Origin of the sequence: uncultured Castellaniella sp. (assembly GCF_937988725.1) — a bacterium.
Lineage (GTDB): Bacteria > Pseudomonadota > Gammaproteobacteria > Burkholderiales > Burkholderiaceae_B > Castellaniella.
On record NZ_CALKHS010000010.1, the window covers coordinates 366,067 to 387,953 of the forward strand.

Sequence of the window (21,887 nt, forward strand, 5' to 3'; positions counted from 1 at the left end):
CTTTTAAAAATCCATCAGTAGAATTTGAATTACTCGATAACGAGACCATTCATCTCGATTTTTGAAATAAACCGCTTCATCGCCATTCCTCGCAATCGCATACCAGGAGACAACACAATGACGACCGATACGCGCCAAGCCGTTCAAGGCCTGCAGGCCATGACCCCGTCCGAAGCTTTCGTCGAAACCATGGTGGCCAATGGCGTCACCGAGATTTTCGGCATCATGGGCTCCGCCTTCATGGATGCCATGGACATCTTCGCCCCCGCCGGCATCAAGCTGATTCCGGTGGTCCACGAACAAGGCGCCGGCCACATGGCCGACGGCTACGCCCGCGTCAGCGGCCGCCACGGGGTGGTGATCGGCCAGAACGGCCCGGGCATCAGCAACTGCGTGACCTCGATCGCCGCGGCCTACTGGGCCCATACGCCCGTCGTCATCGTGACGCCGGAAGCCGGCACCACCGGCATCGGCCTGGGCGGCTTCCAGGAAGCCAAGCAGCTGCCGATGTTCCAGGAGTTCACCAAATACCAGGGCCACGTGACCCATCCGGCCCGCATGGCCGAATACACGGCGCGCTGCTTCGACCGCGCCAAGTCCGAAATGGGCCCCACGCAGCTGAACATCCCGCGCGACTACTTCTACGGCCAGATCAAGGCCGAGATCCCCAAGCCCCAGGAACTGGATCGCGGCCCCGGCGGCGAGCGCTCGCTGTCCGAAGCGGCCAAGCTGCTGTCCGAAGCCCGCTTCCCCGTGATCATTTCCGGCGGCGGCGTGGTCATGGCCGACGGCGTCGAGGAATGCAAGGCCCTGGCCGAACGCCTGGGCGCGCCGGTGGTCAACAGCTACCTGCACAACGACTCCTTCCCCGCCAGCCACCCGCTGTGGTGCGGCCCCCTGGGCTACCAGGGCTCGAAAGCGGCCATGAAGCTGATCCAGGACGCCGACGTGGTGCTGGCGCTGGGCACGCGGCTCGGGCCCTTCGGCACCCTGCCCCAGCATGGCATGGACTACTGGCCCAAGGAAGCCAAGATCATCCAGATCGACGCGGACAGCAAGATGCTGGGCCTGGTCAAGAAGATCACCGTCGGCATCTGCGGCGACGCCAAGGCCGCCGCCGAAGACCTGACCCGGCGCCTGAACGCGATGACGCTGGCCTGCGATGCCACCAAGGCCGAACGGGCCGCCCGCATCCAGTCTGAAAAGGATGCCTGGGAAAAGGAACTGGATTCCTGGGCCAACGAAAAGGACCCCTACAGCCTGGACATGATCGAAGAGGCCAAGGGCGAGACGCCGTTCTCCGGCGGCACCTACCTGCATCCGCGTCAGGTGCTGCGCGAGCTGGAAAAAGCCATGCCGGAAGACGTCATGGTGTCCACCGACATCGGCAACATCAATTCGGTCGCCAACAGCTACCTGCGCTTTGAAAAGCCGCGCAGCTTCTTTGCCGCCATGAGCTGGGGCAACTGCGGCTACGCCTTCCCGACGATCATCGGCGCCAAGGTCGCCGCGCCGCACCGCCCGGCGATTTCCTACGCGGGCGACGGCGCCTGGGGCATGAGCATGTCGGAGATCCTGACCTGCGTGCGCCACAACATCCCCGTGACGGCGGTGGTCTTCCACAATCGCCAGTGGGGCGCGGAAAAGAAGAACCAGGTGGACTTCTACAACCGCCGTTTCGTGGCCGGCGAGCTGGACAACCCCAGCTTCGCGGAAATCGCCCGCGCCATGGGCGCCGAGGGTGTCGTCGTGGACCGTCTGGAAGATGTCGGCCCGGCCCTGAAGAAGGCTATCGACGCGCAGATGAACGACGGCAAGACCACGGTCCTGGAGATCATGTGCACCCGCGAACTGGGCGATCCGTTCCGCCGCGACGCCTTGTCCAAGCCGGTCCGCCTGCTGGAAAAGTATCGGGACTACACCTGATCGCAGCCCCGGGAGCCGACTCATGCAAACGCTCAATGCCCTGCTGGATGCCGCGCGCCTCCGGCCCATGCGGATCGTGCTGTGTGAAGGAGACGACCCCCGGGTGCTGGAGGCCGCCCGCCGGGCGGCCGACGACGGCATCGCGCAGGTCCTGCTGCTGGGGGCCGATCCGGCCCAGGCGGGCGGCAAGGTGCAATGCATCGAGCCGCAGGCTTGCGGATGGCTGGATTCCTTCGCCGACACGCTGTACGATTTGCGCCGCCATCGCGGCATGACGCGGGAACAGGCGCAGGAAGCCGCAGGCCAGCCGCTGGTCTTCGCCGACCTGATGGTGCGGGCGGGCCATGCCGACGGTTCCGTCGCCGGCGCGGTGCACACCACGGCGGACGTGGTGCGCACCGCCATGCAGGTGCTGGGCAAGCGCCCCGGCGTGCAGACGGTCTCCAGCTTCTTCATCATGATGCGCGACGAGCCATTCCCCACCGGGGCTCGGGCCATGATCTTTTCCGATTGCGGCCTGGTCATCGAACCCACATCCGAGGAACTGGCCGAAATCGCGCTGGCCTCCGCTGGCAGCGCCCGCGCCCTGCTGGGCATCGAACCGCGCGTGGCCATGCTGTCGTTTTCCACCCGCGGCAGCGCCCAGCACGCCGAAGTCGACAAGGTGCGGCGGGCGACCGAACTCGTGCGCGAACGCGCCCCCGAACTGGCGGTCGAAGGAGAAATGCAGCTCGACACGGCCATCGTGCCCGACATCGCCGCCCGCAAGTGGCCCGGCTCGGCCGTCGCCGGCCAGGCGAACGTGCTGATCTTCCCCAATCTGGCCGCGGGCAACATCGGCTATAAGCTCAGCGAGCGCCTGGGCCACGTCACCGCCCTGGGGCCTTTGCTGCAGGGCCTGAACCACCCGGCCAACGATCTGTCGCGCGGCTGCTCGGCCGACGACATCTACCAGGTGATCGCCGTCACGGCCGTGCAGGCGCAGCACCAGGCTGCTTGATGCCTCGCCGCTTGCAAGCGGTTCGGATTCGTCAGGCACAGCGCAGTCCGCAGGGACTGCCCTGTGTCCGGGCTCATCCCCGCATCTGCATCAGTGTCATGGACTCCGGTTCGATGATGGTGGCCCCGGTGAATGGACGGTCGTAGGACGCGATCAGGTACAAGGTCGCGCCGAATCCCAAGGAAAACAAAGCCATGGACAGGACCAGCGGCCGGCGCTGCGTGGCATGCAGTTCGTAGATGACGCAGGCCGCCACGAACAGCAGCACCATCACGGCCGCCCACTTGGTCGGCATGACCCGGCTGGTGGCGACCAGCAGCCGCTGGTTGCGGGCGGATTCCACCTGCTGGGCGTAACGGCGCAGATCCTTGGCGGCCTGCGCCATGCCGACCCGGTCCGCGCCGGCCTCCCGGGCCTGCACGTCGACCTGGACGGACGTCTGTTCCAGCGCATCCAGCAGGCTCTCGGCCTTGGCGCTGGAGCCCCCGCGCGCCATCAGCGGCCATTCCGACTCGACCACGTCGCGGATGTAATCGTTCGTCAGACCGACGACCTGATCCCGGAGTTCGGCCGGCAGATGCTGGGCGGTCCGCAGGACGTCGGCCACCGCGATGGCTTCCTGTTCGACCGCCGTGCGGCCCCTGGTTTCCTGCTGCCAGACGTCGGACGCGACGAAGGCGATCACCAGGCCGGTGGGCAGCAGAATGCCCGACAGCATGGTGTTGACCATGCTGGTCTTCTGGCGATTGGGCCAGGCGAGGCGAACCGCCGCCATGAACAAGGCGGCCGCGAAGGCCGTCAGGCCGACGATGCAGATGCAGACGAGGAAAAGCGACCAATCCTGCAGGTCATACATGAAAGCGAACATCCCGGCCCCTTGTTCTGGTGCGTATGGTAGATTCTGTGCATACGGCCTTGCGCCAAGGCAGGCCACATTATCACCGAATTCAGGCGGCTCCCGCAGCGCGCCGATTCCGACACTTGCCGATGGATGACACCATGCCGACGAAGTCTTATTTGCTCATCCGATCCCGCTGGACGATCCTGGCCGGCACGCTGGCGCTGGCTGCCTGCGCCAGCGGCCCCAAGGACAACCTGTCGCTGATCCCCGCGGAACTGGACCAGCAGACGCAACAGGAAGGCCTGTTCGCCCAGCCCGTGAAGTCGACCGGACAGCGCCCGGGCTGCTCGGGGGAATGCCCGAAGCTGGTCGTGGATTCGCTGGCCTTTCCGGGGCACCCGCGCCTGACGGACCTGGTGGACCACGCCCTGGCCACCATGACCTGGCTCGACACCCGGAACCCCGCGCCCTACGACACGATCCGCAGCTACCAGGATTACTTCTGGAAGACCGCCGGGCCGCGTGACGAAACGGACCTGACGGCCCGCACCCGCTATCGCAACAACCGCCTGACCGTCGTCGAACTGGACGTCGGCCAATACCGCACGGGCATGGCGCACGGCATGTCCGGGTCGCAATTCCTGAACTGGGACAACCAGACCGAAAAGGCGCTGACCATCGACAACCTGTTGGCGCCCGGCGCGCGCCCGGCCTTCGACAAGGCTCTGAGGGAAGCCCACGACAGCTGGCTGCAGGAACATCGCGACGAGGTCCAGAGCACGGCCAATTTCTCCCGCATGTGGCCCTTCGTCTCCAGCGACAACGTCGGGCTGACGGACCAGGGCGTCGTCGTCAAATACCAGCCCTACGAAATCGCGCCCTACGCCTGGGGGCAGCCGGAACTTCTGATCCCCTACCCCCGGCTGCAGGGGATCCTGCGTCCGCAATACCTGCCGCCGAAATCCTGAGGCCGGCCGACGCCGCATACGCATATAGCGAGGCCGCATTATGTGCGGCGTTCATATCGTTCGAGGAAACGGTTCGTTCCCTCCCGAAGGCGAAGTCTTTACTCTGGTATCCCGATTCATGACCAGACGAGACCTCTTCGATGCGATTCCGATTCCTGCTTTCCCTGGCGCTGGCCGCCGGCCTGTCCGGCGCGGCCCAGGCCGCGGACGTCACCCTGCTGAATGTCTCCTACGACCCCACGCGGGAGCTGTACCAGGCCTACAACCAGGCCTTCGCCCGCTACTGGCAGGACAAGACGGGCGACCATGTGACGATCCGCCAGTCTCATGGCGGGTCGGGCAAGCAGGCGCGCTCGGTGATCGACGGCCTGCAGGCCGACGTGGTGACCCTGGCCCTGGCGCCGGACATCGACGCCATCGCCGCGCGCGGCGCCATCCGCCCCGACTGGCAGCGGCAAAGCCCCCTGAACAGCGCGCCCTACACGTCCACCATCGTCTTCCTGGTGCGCAAGGGCAACCCCAAGGGCATCCACGACTGGAACGACCTGATCAGGCCGGGCGTGCAGGTCATCACGCCCAACCCCAAGACCTCCGGCGGCGCGCGCTGGAACTACCTGGCGGCCTGGGGCTACGCCCTGCGCCAACCGGGCGGCAGCGAGGCCGCCGCGCGCGAATTCGTGGGCAAGCTGTACAGGCAGGTGCCGGTGCTGGATTCGGGCGCCCGGGGCGCGACCACCACCTTCGTCGAGCGCGGCATCGGCGACGTGCTGCTGGCCTGGGAAAACGAGGCCTTCCTCGCCATCCAGGAACTGGGTCCAGACAAGGTGGACATCGTGGTGCCCTCGGTCAGCATCCTGGCCGAGCCGCCCGTGGCGGTCGTGGACAAGGTCGTCGACGCCCGCGGCACGCGCGAGGTCGCCCGCGCCTACCTGGACTACCTGTATTCCGAGGCCGGCCAGGAAATCGCGGCCAGGAACTATTACCGGCCCACGCTGAAGGCGGTCGCCGACCGCCACGCGAAGCAGTTCCCCCAGGTATCGCTGTTCACCCTGACGGATGTGGCGCCGAACTGGGCCCAGGCTCAGAAGACGCACTTCGCGGACGGCGGCGTGTTCGACCAGATCTACCAGCCCGATGCGCGCTGACGCCATGCCGGGCACGTTCGCAGCGCGCGCCCCCGGCGCCCGGCCGGTCCTGCCCGGCCGCAATCTGACGCTGGGCCTGACCCTGAGCTACCTGGGCCTGATCGTGCTGTTGCCGCTGTCGGCCATCCTGCTCAGCGCCTCGACGCTGGGGGCTCCGGCCTTCTGGCAGGCCGTCACCGCGCCCCGGGTCCTGGCCTCGTACCGGCTCAGCTTCGGCGGCGCCCTGGCGGCGGCGGCGATCAACGTGATCTTCGGCGGCATCGTCGCCTGGGTGCTGGTGCGCTACCGCTTTCCCGGCAAGCGCCTGATCGACGCGCTGGTGGACCTGCCGTTCGCCCTGCCGACGGCCGTGGCCGGCATCGCGCTGACCGCGCTGTACGCGCCCAACGGCTGGCTGGGCAAACTGCTGGCGCCGCTGGGCATCCAGGTGGCCTTCAAGCCGCTGGGCGTCGTGGTCGCGCTGATCTTCATCGGCCTGCCCTTTGTCGTGCGCACCGTTCAGCCAGTTCTGGAAGACATGGCCGCCGAATACGAGGAGGCAGCCAGCAGCCTGGGCGCCTCGCGCTGGCAGGTCTTCGCGCGCGTGGTGTTCCCGACCATCCTGCCGGCCCTGCTGACCGGCTTCGCCCTGGCCTTCGCCCGGGCGGCGGGCGAATACGGCTCGGTCATCTTCATCGCCGGCAACATGCCCATGGTGTCCGAAATCGCCCCATTGCTGATCATCACCAAGCTGGAACAGTACGACTACGCGGGCGCCACCGCGATCGCCGTGGTGATGCTGGGCATTTCCTTCACCCTGCTGCTGGCCATCAATCTGCTGCAGGCCTGGGTGCGGCGGCGCTCCACCGGACACTGACAGGACTCCTATGACCACCCTCGCCATCACCCCCCTGGATTTCGACGCGGATGCGCGGCCGGCCGCCGAAGGCAGGCTCGCGCGCAGCCTTCTGCTGATCGTCGCCTGCGTCTTCCTGACCCTGTTCCTGTTCATTCCGCTGCTGGCCGTCTTTCATGAAGCCCTGGCCAAAGGCTGGGCGGCTTGCGCGGCCGCCGTGACCGATCCGGACGCCCTGGCGGCCATCCGACTGACGCTGACGGCGGCCGGCATCGCCGTCCCCCTGAATCTGGTATTCGGGGTCTGCGCAGCCTGGGCCGTCACCCGCTTCGAATTCCGCGGCAAACAACTGCTCATCACCCTGATCGACCTGCCCTTCTCGGTGTCTCCCGTCATCGCCGGGCTGATCTACGTGCTGCTGTTCGGCGCCCAGGGCTGGTTCGGCCCCTGGCTCCAGGCGCACGACATCCGGATCCTGTTCGCCGTGCCGGGCATCGTGCTGGCCACCGTCTTCGTCACCGTGCCCTTCGTGGCCCGGGAACTGATCCCTCTGATGCAGACCCAGGGCAGCGACGAGGAAGAGGCCGCCATCGTCCTGAGCGCATCGGGCTGGCAGACGTTCTGGCACGTCACGCTGCCCAATATCCGCTGGGGGCTCTTCTACGGCGTGATCCTGTGCAATGCCCGCGCCATGGGCGAATTCGGCGCCGTGTCCGTCGTCTCGGGCCACATCCGGGGCCTCACCAACACCCTGCCGCTGCATGTCGAGATTCTGTACAACGAATACAACTTCGCCGCCGCCTTTTCCGTGGCGTCCCTGCTGGCGCTGCTGGCCCTGCTGACGCTGGCCCTGCAGTCCCTGGCCCAATGGCGGCTGCGCGCCCAGACCGCCCGCGCCGCATCGGAGCATTCCTCATGAGCATCGAAGTCCGTCACATCCACAAGCAGTTCGGCGCGTTCACGGCGCTGGACGATGTCTCCCTGGCCTTTCCGGACGGGCGGCTGACCGCCCTGCTGGGGCCATCGGGCTGCGGCAAGACCACGCTGCTGCGCATCATCGCCGGGCTCGAGCATCCCGACCGCGGCCAGGTGCTGCTGGAAGGCCAGGACGCATCCCGCACACACGTGCGCCAGCGCCAGGTCGGCTTCGTCTTCCAGCACTATGCCTTGTTCAAGCACATGACGGTGTTCGAGAACGTGGCCTTCGGCCTGCGGGTCAAGCCGCGCCGGGAGCGCCCGAGCGAGCGCCGGATCCGCGACAAGGTCATGGGGCTGCTGGAACTGGTGCAACTGGCCTGGCTGGCCGACCGCCGGCCGGCCGCCCTGTCCGGCGGACAGCGCCAGCGCATCGCTCTGGCCCGCGCCCTGGCGGTCGAGCCGCGCGTGCTGCTGCTCGACGAGCCTTTCGGCGCGCTGGACGCCAAGGTCCGCAAGGAATTGCGGCGCTGGCTGCGCCGGCTGCACGACGAACTGCACATGACCAGCCTGTTCGTCACGCACGACCAGGAAGAAGCCCTGGAAGTCGCCGACGAGGTCGTCATCATGAACAAGGGCCGGGTCGAACAGGCGGGCGCCCCGCAGACCGTCTACGACCAGCCGGAAACCGCCTTCGTCTACGGCTTCCTGGGCCACGTGAATCTGTTCCAGGGCCGCGTGCGCGACGGCCGGCTGCACACCGGCGGCGCGGCGCTGGACATGCCGGGGCTGGACGGCGCCGCCGACGCGCCCGGCACCGCCTACGTGCGGCCGCACGACATCCAGATCGAACCCTGGCAGCCCGCCGGCCAATCGCCCGCGCCGAAAGGACTGCTGGTCGACCTGCAGCGGGCCCATGCCTTCGGGCCGCTGGCCCAGCTGGAGCTGCGGCGCGAAGACACGCAGGAGATCATCGAGGTCGTCATGCCCAGCCAGGAATTCGACCGGATCCGCGCGCAGGGCCACCGGCGGTTCATCGCCCGGCCTCGCCACGCGCGGGTGTTCCTGAACTAGCGTTGCGTCGGACCGGCGCGGCGGTCCGTCGGACGGGACGCTAGCGTCCGGCCGGAGCGTCCTCGAAACGCCCCAGGTCGAAATAGCGCGAAAAAGAGGACTTGTCGTCTTCGCCTTCCGGCTGGCCAGGTTTGGCGGGCGCTTGCGCCGTCGGCGCGGCGCTCTGCGCGGGAGCATCCCGATTCGGGGCGTCGGGCGCGACCGGCGAAGCCTGGGCGCCCCTGGGGCCGGCGGCCCGGCCCTGCTCGCGGCGCTGCGCCACCTGTTCGGCGACCGCCGTCAACTGCTCGGCCAGCGCCTTGTGGTTGCGCTTGAGCGCCCAGTCCGCCGCCGTTTCGCGCGCCGTATTGAACATGGTCGGATCCGCGCCCTGCGACAGCAGCAGCTTCACGATGGCCGGCTTGCCCGACAAGGCGGCCATCATCAGGGGCGTGGTGCCGTCCGGCCCCGGCGCATTGACGATGGCGCCCCAGTCGATCAGGAGCCGGGCCGTCTCGACCTGGCCCTTGGATGCCGCGTAGTGCAGCGGCGTCCAGCCCAGGCGGTTGACCTGGGCGCCGGCCTGGATCAGCCCCGCGGCCCGCTCGTTCTGCCCCAGGATGCACAGGTACATCAGGGCGGTCTCGTCATGGGCATTGGGCAGATCGACCTTCACGCCCGGCGCGATCCGCAGCACGTCGAAGACCCGCCAGGACTGGTCGCGGGCGGCCTGGGTCAGCGCCGGATTGCCCAGGGAATTCATCGCATTGGGGTCCACGCCGCGCAGCAGCATGTCCTGGACCGCCGACACGTCGTCGCGGCGGATGGCGGACCACCAGTCCGCCGTCGGCGCGCGTTGAGCCTGGGCGGCGAAGGCCCACAACAGGCCGGCCAGCAGGAACGCCGCCAGCCAGGGCCCTGTTGCCCGCCCGCTGGAAGGCGGGATGATCCGCCCGAAGGCGCCGGGAACCCCGGAAAGCGCAATCTTGCAATCGGACCGCATGGCGGAAACCTCCGTCGGAATATCGGCTCGTCGGGCAAAGGCCTGCATTGCCCGAAGCGGCGCCCCGGACGCGGCCCTGCCGGACCTACCGTTTGATTTTATTGAACAGCGTGAAATAGTTGTCCGCCGTGGCCTGCTCGATCGCCGAGGCGGGCAAGCCGCGCAGTTCGGCGATCTTTTCCGCCACGTGGATGACCTTGGAAGGGTCGTTCAGCTTGCCGCGATACGGCACGGGCGCCAGGTAGGGGGAATCGGTTTCGATCAACATGCGGTCCAGCGGCACTTTCCGCGCCACGTCCTGCAGGGACGCCGCGTTCTTGAAGGTCACGATGCCCGAAAAGGAAATGTAGAAACCCAGGTCCATGGCGGCCCGGGCGACGTCCCATGATTCCGTGAAGCAATGCATCACGCCGCGATCGGCCTGTTCCTCGCGCATCAGCCGGATGGTGTCGTCCGCCGCCGAACGGGTGTGGATGATCAGCGGCAGCCCCGTCTGCCGGGCGGCCCGGATGTGGGTGCGAAAGCGGTCCCGCTGCCAGTCCAGGGGCTCGGAGAGCCGGTAGTAGTCCAGGCCGGTTTCGCCGATGGCCACGACCTTGGGATGAGCGGCCCTGCTGAGCAGGTCGTTCAGCGTGGGTTCCGCGCAATCCGCGTCTTCGGCATCGTTGTCCGGGTGCACGCCGACCGAGGCGTGCAGATGGGGATGAGCCTCCACCAAAGCCATCAGGCCCGGCCAGTCGCGCAGATTGACGCTGACCACCAGCGCATGGTCGACCCGGTTCGATTGCATGCGGGCCAGCACGTCGGGCAGCTGGGCGGTCAGATCGGGGAAATTCAGGTGGCAGTGGGAATCGATGTACATGGAAGGTCAGCGGCTTCAGGATGGACGGCCCGCCACGGGTCGCACGGCCTGCAGCAGGCGTTGGGCGGCATGGTCGCCCAGCAGTTTGGGATTCAGGGGATGCTGGGCCAGGCGGCGCTGTTCCTGCAGCCACTGGCCGGTCCGGGCCAGCGCCCCGGCATCCAGAGCGCGCGCGATCCGCCGGATGCCCGCGTCCTGTTCAGGATAATACCGCGCGGGCAGCTCGTGCGTGGCCAGGCTCAGATCCAGCCAGAGACGCTGGAAGCCGTCCAGCCAGACGGCGGGCTCCAGCGCCGCCAGGGCGTCGGCCAGGGGGGCGGACGTTCCCGCGCCGCCCGCCAGATCCAGGAACAGGCTGAGCCAGGCCGGCGTGGCCGGCTGCTGCGCCTGGGCCTGTTCCAGGGCCGGCAAAGGCGCGCCGCCCGCCGCCGCCAGGCGCGTGGCGGCGTGATCCACCTGGTGCCGCTGCAGCCAGGCCAGAGCCTGCTGCGCGTCGGGAACCGGCAGGGGCAGACGCCGGCAGCGGGACACCAGCGTGGGCAGCAGCCGGTCGGGCGCATGCGCCACCAGCAGGAAAACCGTATGCGCCGGCGGCTCTTCCAGGATTTTCAGCAAGGCATTGGCGGCGATGGTGTTCAGCGACTCGGCGGGATACAGCAGCGCCACTCTCCAGCCGCCCCGGTGCGTGGCGGTGTTGAACCAGGGCAGCAGGCTGCGGATCTGTTCGATGCGGATGTCCCGCGACGGCTGTTTCTTGCCGCCCGATTCGTCGCCGTCCTCGGCGGCGGCGCCTTCCAGGGCGGCCACGGCGTCGGGGCGGATGCGGCGCAGGTCCGGATGGTTGCCGGCCTGAACCCAGCGGCAGGCCTGGCATTGCCCGCAAGCCAGGCCGGATTGCGGGGATTCGCACAAGAGGCTGGCCGCGCCGGCCGCCGCGAAGGCCTGCTGGCCGATACCCGGCAGGCCGTGAATCAGCCATGCGTGCGCGAAACGGTCGCGGGACGCCAGCCACTCGCCGGCCAGCGCCTGCTGCCAGGGCAGGAACTCGAAGGCCGTCATGCGCCGCCTCGCGCGGCGGCGGCGCCATGCGCCTGCAGCAGGCCTTGCAAATCCGCCTCCAGGCGGGCCCGGATGTCCGGGATGCTGCGGCGGGCGTCGATGAGGCGAAACCGCGCCGGTTCTGCTTCGGCCCTGGCATGATAGGCCCGGCGGGTGCGCTCGAAGAACGCCGCGCCTTCCTGTTCGAATCGGTCGGCCGCCGCCCTGCCCTGCAGCAGGCGCGCGCGCGCCGTTTCCAGCGGCACATCGAACAGGAACGTGCAATCCGGCCCCTGCCCCTGCTGCACCCAGTCTTCCAGCACGCGGATGGCCGGCGCCCCGAGTTCGCGGCCGCCGCCCTGGTAGGCGAAGGAGGCGTCCGTGTAGCGGTCGCACAGCACCCACTGGCCGCGTTCCAGCGCCGGCAGGATGCGCGTGCGCCAATGCTCGTTGCGGGCGGCGAACATCAGCAGAGTCTCGGTGCGCAGGTCCATGGCCTGATGCAGCACCAGTTCCCGCAACTGTTCGCCCAGCGGCGTGCCGCCGGGTTCGCGGGTCTCCAGCAGGTCGACGCCCGCGCCGCGCAGCCAGTCGGCCATCCAGCCCGCATGCGTGCTTTTGCCGGCCCCGTCCAGGCCTTCCAGGGTGATGAAGCAGCCGCGCCGCGCCATGAGATCAGTTCCGCTTCAGAATGTATTTGCCGACCGCCTGATTGTGCGACGACAGGTTCTTGGAAAATTCGCTGGTGCCGTCCCCCCGGGAGACGAAATACAGGTAGTCGTGCCGTTCCGGGTGCGTGGCGGCCATCAGGGCCGCCTTGCCGGGGTTGGCGATCGGGGTGGGCGGCAGGCCCGCCCGGGTGTAGGTGTTCCAGGGCGTGTCCTGTTCCAGGTCTTTCTTGCGCAGGCGGCCCTGGTAGCGGTCGCCCATACCGTAGATCACGCTGGGATCGGTCTGCAGCGGCATGCCGATGCGCAGGCGGTTGATGAAGACGCCGGCGATGCGGGCCCGGTCGCCGCCGTGGCCGGTTTCCTTTTCCACGATGGACGCCAGGATCAGCGCCTGGTACGGCGTTTCCAGCGGCAGGTCCCGGTCGCGCTCGGCCCACAGGCGATCCAGCGTCTGGCGGCCCGCCTGGGCGGCGCGGCGCAGGATGTCCAGGTCGGAAGAGCCGGGAGTGAACACATAGGTATCCGGGTAGAACAGGCCTTCCAGGGACGTGTCGTCCAGCCCGAGCTTGCGGGCGATGGCCGCGTCGTCCAGGCCCAGCGCGTCGTGGCGCACCTGCGGGTCGGCGTCCAGGGCGGCGCGCATCTGGGCGAAGGTCCAGCCTTCGGGGAAGGTCAGCCGCGCCTGGGTCATGTCGCCGTTGGCCATGCGCTCCAGCAGCATCCAGGGCGTATCCCCGGCGCGGGCCTCGTAGGCGCCGGCCTTGAGCAGTTTGTCGCGGCCGCTGAGCCGCGCCAGCCAGACGAAGGCATGAGGGTTGATCTGGATGCCGGCCGCTTCCATGGCCTGGGCGATCTGGCGCGGCGTGCTGCCCATGTCGATGATGTAATCCACGACCGGCGTCTGCATGGGAACCGGCCGCTTCCAGCCCCACCAGGCCGCGCCGCCGATGCCGGCGCCAAGCAGCGCCAGGCACACGATCAGCAGCCAGATGGTCAGTCGCAGTAGCTTCTTCATGGACGCCAGTTTAACTGGAACGACGAGGAGAAGCCTGAAGCGGATGTTACTTTTCTCAGCCCCTCAGACGGCGCTCTCGCCGAGGATCAGCCGGTCCATCTCGGCCTTCGGGGTGTTGCAGAATTCCCGCGCCAGCATCAGGTAGAACCCCAGACCGAGAAGCACCCAGCATCCCAGCGCGATCCAGGCGGGCGTTTCCAGGAAGGCGGGCGAACCCGGCACCAGCAGCAGGCACAGCAGGCCGGCGCTGCAGAGCGCTCCACCCAGGGCGATCAGCTTCTTGAAGGGAGCGACTTCCTTGCAGAAAGCCGGCGCCCGCTGCGCTTTCGTCCACTTGAACAGCTTGTAGGCGACGGCGCAGTAATAGATGAAGGCGATCGAAATCCCCACGGCCGACATGTCCACGACCCACAGCAGCACCGAACGGCCGAACCAGGGCGCCAGCAGGCAGATGGCGCAGATGAACACGATGCTGGCGTACGGCGTGCCGTGCTTTTCATGGAGACGGCAGAACACGGCGGGCAGCGCCTTGGCGCGGCTCATGGCGAACATCAGCCGGCTGCAGGAGATGTAGAAACCGATCAGGCCGGTGAAGATCCCCATGCACAGCGCCACCACCAGGGCGGTCAGCCCCGCGGTGCCCAGCACGTTCTGGACGGCCTGTCCCGTGCCCCACAGGTAGTGCTGGCCCACCAGGTCCATCCACGGCATCGCCAGACCCGTCGCGACGATCATGATGGAATAATGGCCGGCCGCCACGGCCAGCGCGGCCAGGATCAGGAAGGTCGCCTTCGCGGGCGAGAAATTGAATTCCTCGGCGGCCTGGGGCACCGTGTCGAACCCGACATAGGCCCAGGGCGAAATGGCCACGATGGCGGCGATCGCGGACCACGACGGGATGCCCGGCTTGTAGAGCGGCAGCAGATTGCTGAAGGACGTCGAGGGCGCTGCCGACATGGCGGCCGTCACCCCGGTCGCGGCGACGATCAGCAGGACGCAGAAATAGAATTGCGTCTGCGCCGTGGCGTCCGCGCCCCGCACGTTCAGCCAGGCAAACAGCACCAGGACCGCGCTGGCGATCAGCACTTCCACGAAGTACACGTCCCAGCCGGCCATGTTGTAGAGCAGGCCTACCTTGACGGTGTCCGGCACCAGGAACTTGATCATCAGCGCGAAGGCCGAGGCATTGAGCGCCACGATGGCGGCATAGCCCAGGATCAGGAACCAGCCGCACAGGAAGGCGTGCTTGCGGCCGAACGCAAGGTAGGCGTAAGTGAACGCGCCCCCGGTGATCGGGTACGCCTTCACCAGGAAGCCGGCGCTCAGGCCGACGAGGCTGAGGATCAGGGCGCCGATCCAGAGCCCGATGATGACGCCCAGCGGACCCGCCATGTCCATCCACTCCACCGGCAGCACGAAACTGCCCCAGCCGATGGCCGAACCGAAGGCGATGGCCCAGACCCAGTGGGGCTTGAAGGTTTTTTCAAGTGTGACTCGTTCCGACACTGTTGTCTCCTGTAAATATCATTTTTTAATTGTTATTGTTTCAATAATCGAAATTTGCAATTCAGTCTATTGAATTCCTGCTGAAGAGCCTAGGGCCACCGGGCAGCTATCGTAGGGGCCAGATGCGGCCGGCCGGGCCGGGCCGCCCATGAAAAAGGACTGCCGGAGCAGTCCTTTTTCGTCGCGGCGCTCACGCGCCTTCCGGGACCGGATCAGAGCACTTCATCCCGCAGGTAGTAGTACTTGTAGAACATCGCCTGCCCCAGCCGCCGGAAGGGCGCGAAGAGGTGGCCCTGCAAGGGCGAGTTGTAGATCGGCAGATCCCAGTGAGGACCGCTCTTGCCGACGACGCGCTCGGCCAGGCGCCGGCCCGCCTGCGCGGAAAAGGACACCCCGTTGCCGCCGTAGCCGATGGCATAGTAGATCTGCTGGCTGGGATCCGGCTGCGTGATGCGCGGCATCATGTCGTGGCTCACGTCCACCCAGCCCCACCAGGAATACGCGATCGGCACGTCCTTCAGGGCCGGGAACTTGCGCGCCAGGCCTTGCTTGAGCAGGTCCAGGTGCTTGGGGTTCTCCGCGTCGGCGCCCTTGAGCGCGCTGCGGCTGCCGATCTGCATCGAACCATCCGGCAGCAGACGGTAGTAGAAGCGCAGCGTGCGGGTGTCCGTGATGAAGGTGGTGCTTTTCAGGCCGGCCGCGTCCCGTTCCTGCTGCGTCAGCGGGCGCGTCACCATCGAGTTCGACAGGATCGGCATGATCTTGTTGCTGAGCAGCGGATGCAGGCCCTGCGGCGTGTAGCCGCCCGTCGCCACGGCGACGCGGCGCGCGCGCACGATGCCGCCCGGCGTGCGCAGGTGATGGACGCCGCCGACGGTTTCCCAGCCGTGGACCGGGCTGCCGGTGTAGATCTTGACGCCCAGTTCACGCAGGCGCCGCAGATAGCCGAAGGCCAGCTTCAGCGGGTGGATGCCGACCCCGTCGGGTTCGTGCAGCGCGCCGGCCGCCTCGCGGTCCATGGCGTAGCGTTCCCAGAGCTCTTCGCGGCTCAGCATCCGGGTGTCGTAGCCAAACTGGTCGTGCATCACGCGGCACAGGTTTTCCAGGAAGGCCATCTTTTTCGGACGGTGCGCCGTATACAGGTGGCCGCCAGGCTGGGCGTCGCAGGGAAACCGCGCCACCAGGCTCTTCCAGTACTCGAAGCCCTCGTGGATTTCGCGATCCAGGCGCTTGGCCGTTTCCAGGCCCCAGCGCTCGATCCACTGGGTGCGGTACAGGCGCCCCGACGCATTCTGCCCCTGGCCGCCATTGCGGCTGGTGCACCCCCAGGATTCCTGGTTGGCTTCCAGGATGATGGGGATCACGCCATGTTCCTCGGCCAGGTTCAAGGCCGTCACCAGGCCGGTGAAACCCGAGCCGATGATCACGACATCCGCATCGATGTCCTGGGTGACCGGGCCGTCGTCGGGCGGCGGATCGCCGGCCGTGCCCACCCAGTACGTGGGCGCGTACTGCTGATTGCGGCCCGAAGGCGAAACCAGCGGATCGTAGCGCGGGTCGTAGGGGTTGGATGCGCGCGGCGATGCCGCCGACGACGAGCGCTCTTGCACGCCGCTTGGTGTAGCTGAAGTCAAAGTAGCCATGATGTCTCCGGACAATGAAGGCCCAGCGCGAGCGGTTCAGGCTTGTGCAGGCAGATTGGGGCGTTGCTTGCGAAACGCGTTCTTGACCAGGATCTTGCCGTCCTTGAAGGTCAGCAGGTCCACCATATTGGCTTCGATCCTGGAGCCGTCGGCCGCCGTCCCGGTGAACGTGGATTCCATGACGCCGCGGTCGCCCGACACCCAGCAGCTGGCATTGCGCCAAGCCGCGTCCGGAATGGTCTGCCAGGCCGACTCGAAAGCCTTGCGCACCGCCGCCGGGCCTTCATGTCGCGTGCCGCACACCTGGGAACCGGCCACGCCTTCGAAGACGCATTCTTCGTGCATGCAGGCCATCAGGCCTTCGATGTCGTGACGGTTCCAGGCCTCGCCGAAAGCCTCGAGCGTGGCAAGCAATTGATCCTGTGTCATGGGGGGGTCTCCTCTGGTTATGTCGCGCGAGTCCGCCAAACGGGGCTGCGCCGTCGATGTCCATACAGTAGGAGAACGCCCGGGGCTGGTCTAGGGCCAGTGGCTACGTTTCTCTGGCACCAGATCGCCGGGACGCGCCTGGCCGGCCCTGCCCGCGCCCGGCCAGGGTCCGGATCAGGGACAGCAGCGCCTGCATGCTCACGCCGCTCTCCAGGTCCAGGCCGATGGAGTGCGGGTAGTAGCCGCTCAGGTCCTGGTTCACGCCGATGGCCAGGATTTCGATGCCGCGCTCGCGCGTGTAATGGCGCACCACCCGGCGCAGATGGGCGTCCAGGAATCCGGGCGGATTGGCCAGGATGCTGGCGCTGTCCATCGGCCCGCCGTCGGACACCACCCAGAGAATCCTGCGCTGGCTGTCCGGCTGGGCCAGCAGGCGCTCGCAGGCCCACTGGACGGCCTCGCCGTCGATGCCTTCGCGAAACAGGTCGGGCTTCATGACGGCCGTCACACCCAGCCGTCCCTGCTGGCGCGGTATGTTCCGCGACCAGAAGACCAGATGCTGCGCTTCGTTCAGGCGGCCCGGATGCGCGGGCCGCCGCCCGCCGGCCTGCCATTCGCGCGCCGGCCTGCCCCCGTTCCAGGCGCCGGTGGTGAAGCCCAGCAGCTCGAACGGCACGCCGGCGCGCTCGAAGACGCGCCCGAGCGCATCCATCAGCAAGGCCAGCTGCGGGCCGTGATGCCGCATGGAACCCGAACAATCGATGAGCAGGGACATCCGGGCCTGCGCCACGGGGACGTCCTGCTCGCGAAAGAAGATGCGGTGCTCGTCGGGAGAACTGATCAGCTGCGCCAGCCGGCGGCCATCGATCAGGCCCTCTTCCTGGCCGAACAGATGGCCCTCGGAACGAGGCACGAACAAGGCCCGCTGCAAGGCCTGCGCCAGACGGGACAGGGACCATGGCAGACGGGCGATTTCCTGATCCAGGCGCTGGCGATATTCCCGCAGCAGCGCCGGGCGCACCAGATCGACGGCTTCCCGGACGGTGTCGTGACGCCGGGTCCAGACGGCATAGTGCATGTCCGCCGACGACGTCTCGGCCAGATCGCCTCCCGTCCAGCCCCCCATGTCGGTCTCGTCCGCGTCCGCCGGCAGCAGCGCCACGGAGAAATCCAGGTGCCGCCTGGGAGGCCTTTTCTTCTCTTGTCCGATCAGGTCCTGGAACCAACGCGCCAGCGCCGTCGCCAGGTCGGCCGCGACCAGGGCGTAGGCGGCCTGGTCCGCGCGCAGCTGGCGCAGGCGGACCAGCGGGCCGGCCAGCATGGGTCCCATCCGGTACCGGGCGGATTCGGTCAGGTCTTCCAGGCGTTCCGGGATCGGTTCGTCGAACAGGCGGCTCCGGGCCATCAGGGCGAAGCAGAGCAGGTGCTGGCCCGTGCGGGTTTCGAGCAGGCCGGCCCCCTGGAACAGGAACAGCCATTGCTCGAAGCGCCGCCGCAGATTGCCGCGCATGCCCGGCCAGCGCTCGGGCGCCAGCGCCTCCACGCGCCACTGTTCCAGCCATTCGAAGATCAGCGCGGCGACCGGGTCCTGCGCGGGACTCAGGTCCCGGTGCAGCTGCGCGTCGGAGCGCAGCAGGCGCAGGGCCAGCGCATCGGCCAGCGCCCGATAGGCCGGCGAATCGTCCAGGCCCGGCTGCGTCTGCAGGTGAGGCGCCCCGTCCGGCAGGGTCTGGTCGCCGTTCCAGGGCCGGCCCGCCTCGAAGTGCACCTGCGGCTGGCGGGCCAGCGCCCGCACCGTCGCGGCGGCGCGGGCTTCGAGCGCGTGGCGACGGACCCAGTCGCGGGAATCAGGCGCCGCCATGCGGGGAAGGCGCGCCGGGGGCGGCGGCCAGTTCCTCGTCGAAGCAGCGTTGATAGTATTCCGCGACGATGGCCTGCTCCGAGGCGTCGCACTTGTTCAGGAAGGCGTAGCGGAAGGCCCGGGCGGTCGATTGGAAGATCGGCACGTTTTCCGCCCAGGAAATCAGGGTTCGCGGCGACATCAGCGTGGACAGGTCGCCGCTCTGGAACCCGGCGCGCGTCAGGGCCGCGACCTCGACCATGGCGGCGATCAGGCGGCGCCCTTCGGGATGATTCAGCGCCGGCACCTGCGCGGCCACGATCCCGGCTTCGGCCTCGGGGCTCAGGTAGTTCAGGGCCGCCACGATATTCCAGCGATCCAGCTGCGCGTGGTTCAGGCGCTGGACGCCGTAATACAGGCCGCTGGTATCCCCAAGCCCCACGCTGTTGGCGGTGGCGAACAGGCGGAAGCCCGAATGCGGCGCGATGACCCGGTTCTGGTCCAGCAGCGTGAAATGCCCGTCGCGTTCCAGAACGCGCTGCAGGACGAACATGACCTCGGGCCGTCCGGCGTCGTACTCGTCCAGCACCAGCGCCATGGGCCGCTGCAGGGCCCAGGGCAGGATGCCTTCCCTGAATTCCGTGATCTGCTGGCCATCCCGCAGCACGATGGCGTCGCGTCCGACCAGGTCCAGGCGGCTGATGTGGCCGTCCAGATTGATCCGGATGCAGGGCCAGTTCAGGCGCGCGGCCACCTGCTCGATGTGGGTGGATTTGCCCGTGCCATGCATGCCCTGGATCAGCACCCGGCGGTTGCAGGAGAACCCCGCCAGGATGGCCAGCGTGGTGTCCGGATCGAAACGGTAGTTCGGATCCACGTCGGGCACGTAATCGCTGGGCTCGGTGAAGGCCATGACCTCCAGGTCGCTGTCCAGGCCGAAACTGGCGCGCACGGAGATGCGCTTCGTGTCCCGATCCGTGTCCACCAGGCGTTTCACGACGCTTTCTCTTGACGCAGATCGGGCTGCGCGCCCCGCTCCGGGTAGCTGCCCGATTCGATGTCCGCCAGCGCCTCGGCCGCGCGGCGCAGGGCGGGCAGGCTGCCGCTGATGCGCTTGCCCTGGAACCGCAGGGTCGGCGCCTGGATGGCGACGGCCAGGTTGGATTTGCCCGAAGGCACCGGCACCCGCACGGCGACGCAAGTCAGGCCGGGCAGGAATTCCTCGTTGTCCATGGCATAGCCGTCGGCGGCGGCCCGCTGCAGCTCCGCTTCGAGGGCCTGCGGGTCCGTGATCGTCATGTCCGTGTATTTTTCAAGCGTCCCCGGCACCAGCAGGCGCTTGCGCTGGGAAGGCGTCATCTGCGCCAGAAAGAGCTTGCCGCTGGCCGAGCAGTGCACCGGCACCCGCGAGCCCGGATGCAGGTAGAAGCGCAGGGGGGCCGGCGTTTCCACCCGATCCAGGTACAGGACCTCGCTGCCGGCGCAACTGGTGATGTTGCAGCTTTCGCCGACTTCCGCCACCAGCGTGCGCAGCACATTGCGCCGGGCGCCATGCACGGTGTTGTTCAGCAGCAGGTTTTCCGCGATCCGCCGCAGGCGCGCGGCGGTGCTGTAGTGACGCCCGTCCCCGTCGCGCTGGATCATCCCGGCGCTGTCGAGCTGCTGCAGCATGCGATGCAGCGTGGGCTTGGGCAGGCCCAGCTCTTCGACCAGGCTCTGGAGCGAGAAATACCGGTCTTTTTCCGCAATCACTTCCAGGAGCGCGAACAGGCGGATGGCGGGAGTATCGCCATCCAGTTTGTTCGACACGGGGACAAGTTCGACTGGACTCATGAGGCGTCACGCTTTATATTTCAATAACAGGAACTTATTGTACCGATTTTAATATTTTTGGCTAGGTTTATCATGCATATCGGAATCGCGGGCGCCGGCGTGCTCGGGCGGCTGCTGGCCTGGCGCCTGAGCCGCGCGGGCCACCGGGTGGCTGTCTACGACCCGGCCGACGGACCGCTGGCCAGGGGGGCCGCGGGATGGACGGCCGCGGGCATGCTCTCGCCCTCGGCCGAACTGGAGTGCGCCGATCTGCAGGTCTTCCAGGACGGGCTGGATTCGCTCGGCCAGTGGGCGGAGATCGTGGCGGCGCTGCCCGGCGCCCCCGACTTCGACTGCCACGGCAGCCTGCTGCTGGCCCACCGGGGCGACGGGGGCGCCGCGCGACGGCTGGTGGAACTGATCGAGCACAAGGCGCCCGAAGGGCACCGGCCGCAGCCGCTGGCCCCGGACGCCCTGAGCCGGCTGGAGCCGGACATCCACGGCCCCGCGCTGGCCTGGTTCCTGCCCCACGAGGGGGCCATCAACCCCTTGCAGCTCATGCCGGCCCTGCACGAAGGCGCCCGTGGCGTGGACTGGCACTGGGGGCGGCCGGTCGACGAAGTGGGCGAAGGATTCCTCTCCGTCGATCGCCGGCGCCATGCATTCGACCACGTGTTCGACGCGCGCGGCCTGGGCCAGCGGCCCGCCAGCGGACCGGCGACCGGCTGCGCGGACGTGCGCGGAGTGCGCGGCGAAATCTTCCTGGTGCGCGCGCCGGAAGTCCGCCTGACCCGGCCCGTGCGCCTGCTGCATCCGCGCCACCGCGTTTACATCGTGCCGCGCCGCGACCATCATTTCATCATCGGCGCCAGCGAAATCGAAAGCGAGGACCGCTCCGCCGTCTCGCTGCGCAGCACGGTCGAGCTGCTGGCCGCCGCGCACAGCGTCCTGCCCGGCCTGGCCGAGGCGCGCCTCGTGCAGACCGACACCAATCTGCGGCCGGCGCTGCGCGACAACCTGCCCCTGATCGAACAGGCGACGGGGCTGACCCGCATCAACGGGCTGTTTCGCCACGGCTGGATGATCGCGCCGGCCATGACCGCGCGCGCCATCCGCCAAGCCGGCATCCCCCTTTCCCTTCCAGGAGCCTCCGCGGCATGAACACTCTTTCCATCTACTTCAATGGCGAACCCCGCTCCGTGCCCGAAGGCACGACCCTGCAGCAGGCCCTGGCGCTGCTGACGCAGGCCGACGGCGCGGCGCCGCCCGCCCCCATCGCCACCGCACTGAACGGCAGCCACGTCGCCCGCGCCCGGCGCGAACAGACCCTGCTGGCGGCGGGCGATCACATCACCACCTTCCAGGCCATCGTCGGAGGCTGAATC

General features: G+C 67.9%; 21 protein-coding genes. 9 read left to right on the forward strand and 12 right to left on the reverse strand.

Annotation, left to right across the window (positions count from 1 at the left end; genetic code table 11):
* The first annotated feature begins 117 nt into the window (after positions 1 to 117).
* Both xsc and pta read left to right on the forward strand, forming a co-directional pair.
* Positions 118 to 1,926: a sulfoacetaldehyde acetyltransferase gene (xsc, locus tag Q0263_RS12125; RefSeq protein ID WP_298016315.1), complete on the forward strand. Its 1,809-nt coding sequence runs from the start codon at positions 118 to 120 to the stop codon at positions 1,924 to 1,926.
* 22 nt (positions 1,927 to 1,948) lie between these two features.
* Positions 1,949 to 2,926 carry a phosphate acetyltransferase gene (gene pta, locus Q0263_RS12130; protein WP_298016317.1) on the forward strand — a complete coding sequence of 326 codons (978 nt, stop codon included), beginning with the start codon at positions 1,949 to 1,951 and terminating at the stop codon, positions 2,924 to 2,926.
* Positions 2,927 to 2,999: 73 nt separating this feature from the next.
* Here pta and Q0263_RS12135 read toward each other — a convergent pair whose 3' ends face one another.
* Entirely contained in the window at positions 3,000 to 3,794 is a 795-nt protein-coding gene (locus tag Q0263_RS12135; RefSeq protein ID WP_298016319.1) for a DUF4239 domain-containing protein, read from the reverse strand.
* Positions 3,795 to 3,925: 131 nt separating this feature from the next.
* On the opposite strand from Q0263_RS12135, the gene Q0263_RS12140 reads away from it, so the two are divergent.
* From Q0263_RS12140 to Q0263_RS12160, 5 genes are all read left to right on the forward strand, one after another.
* Positions 3,926 to 4,735, forward strand: coding sequence for an RsiV family protein (locus tag Q0263_RS12140; RefSeq protein WP_298016321.1), 810 nt, complete (start codon positions 3,926 to 3,928; stop codon positions 4,733 to 4,735).
* A 140-nt stretch (positions 4,736 to 4,875) separates the two neighbouring features.
* Positions 4,876 to 5,880, forward strand: a complete 1,005-nt coding sequence (locus Q0263_RS12145; protein WP_298016323.1) for a sulfate ABC transporter substrate-binding protein — start codon at positions 4,876 to 4,878, stop codon at positions 5,878 to 5,880.
* A complete protein-coding gene (gene cysT / locus Q0263_RS12150) occupies positions 5,870 to 6,736 on the forward strand; it encodes a sulfate ABC transporter permease subunit CysT (protein ID WP_298016325.1) in 867 nt (288 codons plus the stop codon). Before Q0263_RS12145 ends, cysT begins: the two co-directional genes overlap by 11 nt.
* A gap of 10 nt (positions 6,737 to 6,746) precedes the next feature.
* Entirely contained in the window at positions 6,747 to 7,634 is an 888-nt protein-coding gene (cysW, locus tag Q0263_RS12155) for a sulfate ABC transporter permease subunit CysW (RefSeq protein WP_298016327.1), read from the forward strand.
* Positions 7,631 to 8,704, forward strand: a complete 1,074-nt coding sequence (locus Q0263_RS12160; protein ID WP_298016329.1) for a sulfate ABC transporter ATP-binding protein — start codon at positions 7,631 to 7,633, stop codon at positions 8,702 to 8,704. Before cysW ends, Q0263_RS12160 begins: the two co-directional genes overlap by 4 nt.
* Before the next feature lie 40 nt (positions 8,705 to 8,744).
* On the opposite strand, the gene Q0263_RS12165 is transcribed toward Q0263_RS12160, so the two are convergent.
* The 11 genes from Q0263_RS12165 to Q0263_RS12215 form a co-directional block, all read right to left on the reverse strand.
* Positions 8,745 to 9,686: an ankyrin repeat domain-containing protein gene (locus tag Q0263_RS12165; protein WP_298016331.1), complete on the reverse strand. Its 942-nt coding sequence runs from the start codon at positions 9,684 to 9,686 to the stop codon at positions 8,745 to 8,747.
* 85 nt (positions 9,687 to 9,771) lie between these two features.
* Complete coding sequence (locus Q0263_RS12170) at positions 9,772 to 10,548, reverse strand: TatD family hydrolase (protein ID WP_298016333.1); 777 nt, start codon at positions 10,546 to 10,548, stop codon at positions 9,772 to 9,774.
* A 15-nt stretch (positions 10,549 to 10,563) separates the two neighbouring features.
* Positions 10,564 to 11,607 carry a DNA polymerase III subunit delta' gene (gene holB, locus Q0263_RS12175; RefSeq protein ID WP_298016335.1) on the reverse strand — a complete coding sequence of 348 codons (1,044 nt, stop codon included), beginning with the start codon at positions 11,605 to 11,607 and terminating at the stop codon, positions 10,564 to 10,566.
* Complete coding sequence (gene tmk / locus Q0263_RS12180; RefSeq protein WP_298016337.1) at positions 11,604 to 12,257, reverse strand: dTMP kinase; 654 nt, start codon at positions 12,255 to 12,257, stop codon at positions 11,604 to 11,606. The genes holB and tmk overlap by 4 nt, the downstream gene beginning before the upstream one ends.
* Before the next feature lie 4 nt (positions 12,258 to 12,261).
* Positions 12,262 to 13,272, reverse strand: a complete 1,011-nt coding sequence (gene mltG, locus Q0263_RS12185; RefSeq protein ID WP_298016339.1) for an endolytic transglycosylase MltG — start codon at positions 13,270 to 13,272, stop codon at positions 12,262 to 12,264.
* A gap of 63 nt (positions 13,273 to 13,335) precedes the next feature.
* Positions 13,336 to 14,778: an APC family permease gene (locus Q0263_RS12190; RefSeq protein WP_298016341.1), complete on the reverse strand. Its 1,443-nt coding sequence runs from the start codon at positions 14,776 to 14,778 to the stop codon at positions 13,336 to 13,338.
* 212 nt (positions 14,779 to 14,990) lie between these two features.
* Complete coding sequence (locus Q0263_RS12195) at positions 14,991 to 16,421, reverse strand: FAD-dependent oxidoreductase (RefSeq protein WP_298016343.1); 1,431 nt, start codon at positions 16,419 to 16,421, stop codon at positions 14,991 to 14,993.
* Between the two features lie 36 nt (positions 16,422 to 16,457).
* Positions 16,458 to 16,850, reverse strand: coding sequence for a nuclear transport factor 2 family protein (locus Q0263_RS12200; protein WP_298016345.1), 393 nt, complete (start codon positions 16,848 to 16,850; stop codon positions 16,458 to 16,460).
* Positions 16,851 to 16,953: 103 nt separating this feature from the next.
* Positions 16,954 to 18,711 carry a cobalt chelatase gene (locus Q0263_RS12205; protein WP_298016347.1) on the reverse strand — a complete coding sequence of 586 codons (1,758 nt, stop codon included), beginning with the start codon at positions 18,709 to 18,711 and terminating at the stop codon, positions 16,954 to 16,956.
* Complete coding sequence (locus Q0263_RS12210; protein WP_298019057.1) at positions 18,698 to 19,678, reverse strand: AAA family ATPase; 981 nt, start codon at positions 19,676 to 19,678, stop codon at positions 18,698 to 18,700. The genes Q0263_RS12205 and Q0263_RS12210 overlap by 14 nt, the downstream gene beginning before the upstream one ends.
* Before the next feature lie 5 nt (positions 19,679 to 19,683).
* Entirely contained in the window at positions 19,684 to 20,523 is an 840-nt protein-coding gene (locus tag Q0263_RS12215) for an IclR family transcriptional regulator (protein WP_298016350.1), read from the reverse strand.
* Between the two features lie 72 nt (positions 20,524 to 20,595).
* Between Q0263_RS12215 and Q0263_RS12220 the strand changes: the two genes are divergently transcribed.
* Both Q0263_RS12220 and thiS read left to right on the forward strand, forming a co-directional pair.
* The gene (locus Q0263_RS12220) at positions 20,596 to 21,663 is read left to right on the forward strand and encodes an FAD-dependent oxidoreductase (RefSeq protein ID WP_298016353.1); all 1,068 of its coding nucleotides are present in this window, start codon (positions 20,596 to 20,598) and stop codon (positions 21,661 to 21,663) included.
* Positions 21,660 to 21,884: a sulfur carrier protein ThiS gene (thiS, locus tag Q0263_RS12225; protein ID WP_298016356.1), complete on the forward strand. Its 225-nt coding sequence runs from the start codon at positions 21,660 to 21,662 to the stop codon at positions 21,882 to 21,884. Before Q0263_RS12220 ends, thiS begins: the two co-directional genes overlap by 4 nt.
* Positions 21,885 to 21,887: the final 3 nt, after the last annotated feature.

Excerpts from the sequence above, each read along its gene's own strand:
- xsc (WP_298016315.1), top strand. The coding sequence starts at position 118 with ATGACGACCGATACGCGCCAAGCCGTTCAAGGCCTGCAGGCCATGACC.
- pta (WP_298016317.1), top strand. The coding sequence starts at position 1,949 with ATGCAAACGCTCAATGCCCTGCTGGATGCCGCGCGCCTCCGGCCCATG.
- Q0263_RS12135 (WP_298016319.1), bottom strand. The coding sequence starts at position 3,794 with ATGTTCGCTTTCATGTATGACCTGCAGGATTGGTCGCTTTTCCTCGTC.
- Q0263_RS12140 (WP_298016321.1), top strand. The coding sequence starts at position 3,926 with ATGCCGACGAAGTCTTATTTGCTCATCCGATCCCGCTGGACGATCCTG.
- Q0263_RS12145 (WP_298016323.1), top strand. The coding sequence starts at position 4,876 with ATGCGATTCCGATTCCTGCTTTCCCTGGCGCTGGCCGCCGGCCTGTCC.
- cysT (WP_298016325.1), top strand. The coding sequence starts at position 5,870 with ATGCGCGCTGACGCCATGCCGGGCACGTTCGCAGCGCGCGCCCCCGGC.
- cysW (WP_298016327.1), top strand. The coding sequence starts at position 6,747 with ATGACCACCCTCGCCATCACCCCCCTGGATTTCGACGCGGATGCGCGG.
- Q0263_RS12160 (WP_298016329.1), top strand. The coding sequence starts at position 7,631 with ATGAGCATCGAAGTCCGTCACATCCACAAGCAGTTCGGCGCGTTCACG.
- Q0263_RS12165 (WP_298016331.1), bottom strand. The coding sequence starts at position 9,686 with ATGCGGTCCGATTGCAAGATTGCGCTTTCCGGGGTTCCCGGCGCCTTC.
- Q0263_RS12170 (WP_298016333.1), bottom strand. The coding sequence starts at position 10,548 with ATGTACATCGATTCCCACTGCCACCTGAATTTCCCCGATCTGACCGCC.
- holB (WP_298016335.1), bottom strand. The coding sequence starts at position 11,607 with ATGACGGCCTTCGAGTTCCTGCCCTGGCAGCAGGCGCTGGCCGGCGAG.
- tmk (WP_298016337.1), bottom strand. The coding sequence starts at position 12,257 with ATGGCGCGGCGCGGCTGCTTCATCACCCTGGAAGGCCTGGACGGGGCC.
- mltG (WP_298016339.1), bottom strand. The coding sequence starts at position 13,272 with ATGAAGAAGCTACTGCGACTGACCATCTGGCTGCTGATCGTGTGCCTG.
- Q0263_RS12195 (WP_298016343.1), bottom strand. The coding sequence starts at position 16,421 with ATGGCTACTTTGACTTCAGCTACACCAAGCGGCGTGCAAGAGCGCTCG.
- Q0263_RS12200 (WP_298016345.1), bottom strand. The coding sequence starts at position 16,850 with ATGACACAGGATCAATTGCTTGCCACGCTCGAGGCTTTCGGCGAGGCC.
- Q0263_RS12205 (WP_298016347.1), bottom strand. The coding sequence starts at position 18,711 with ATGGCGGCGCCTGATTCCCGCGACTGGGTCCGTCGCCACGCGCTCGAA.
- Q0263_RS12215 (WP_298016350.1), bottom strand. The coding sequence starts at position 20,523 with ATGAGTCCAGTCGAACTTGTCCCCGTGTCGAACAAACTGGATGGCGAT.
- Q0263_RS12220 (WP_298016353.1), top strand. The coding sequence starts at position 20,596 with ATGCATATCGGAATCGCGGGCGCCGGCGTGCTCGGGCGGCTGCTGGCC.
- thiS (WP_298016356.1), top strand. The coding sequence starts at position 21,660 with ATGAACACTCTTTCCATCTACTTCAATGGCGAACCCCGCTCCGTGCCC.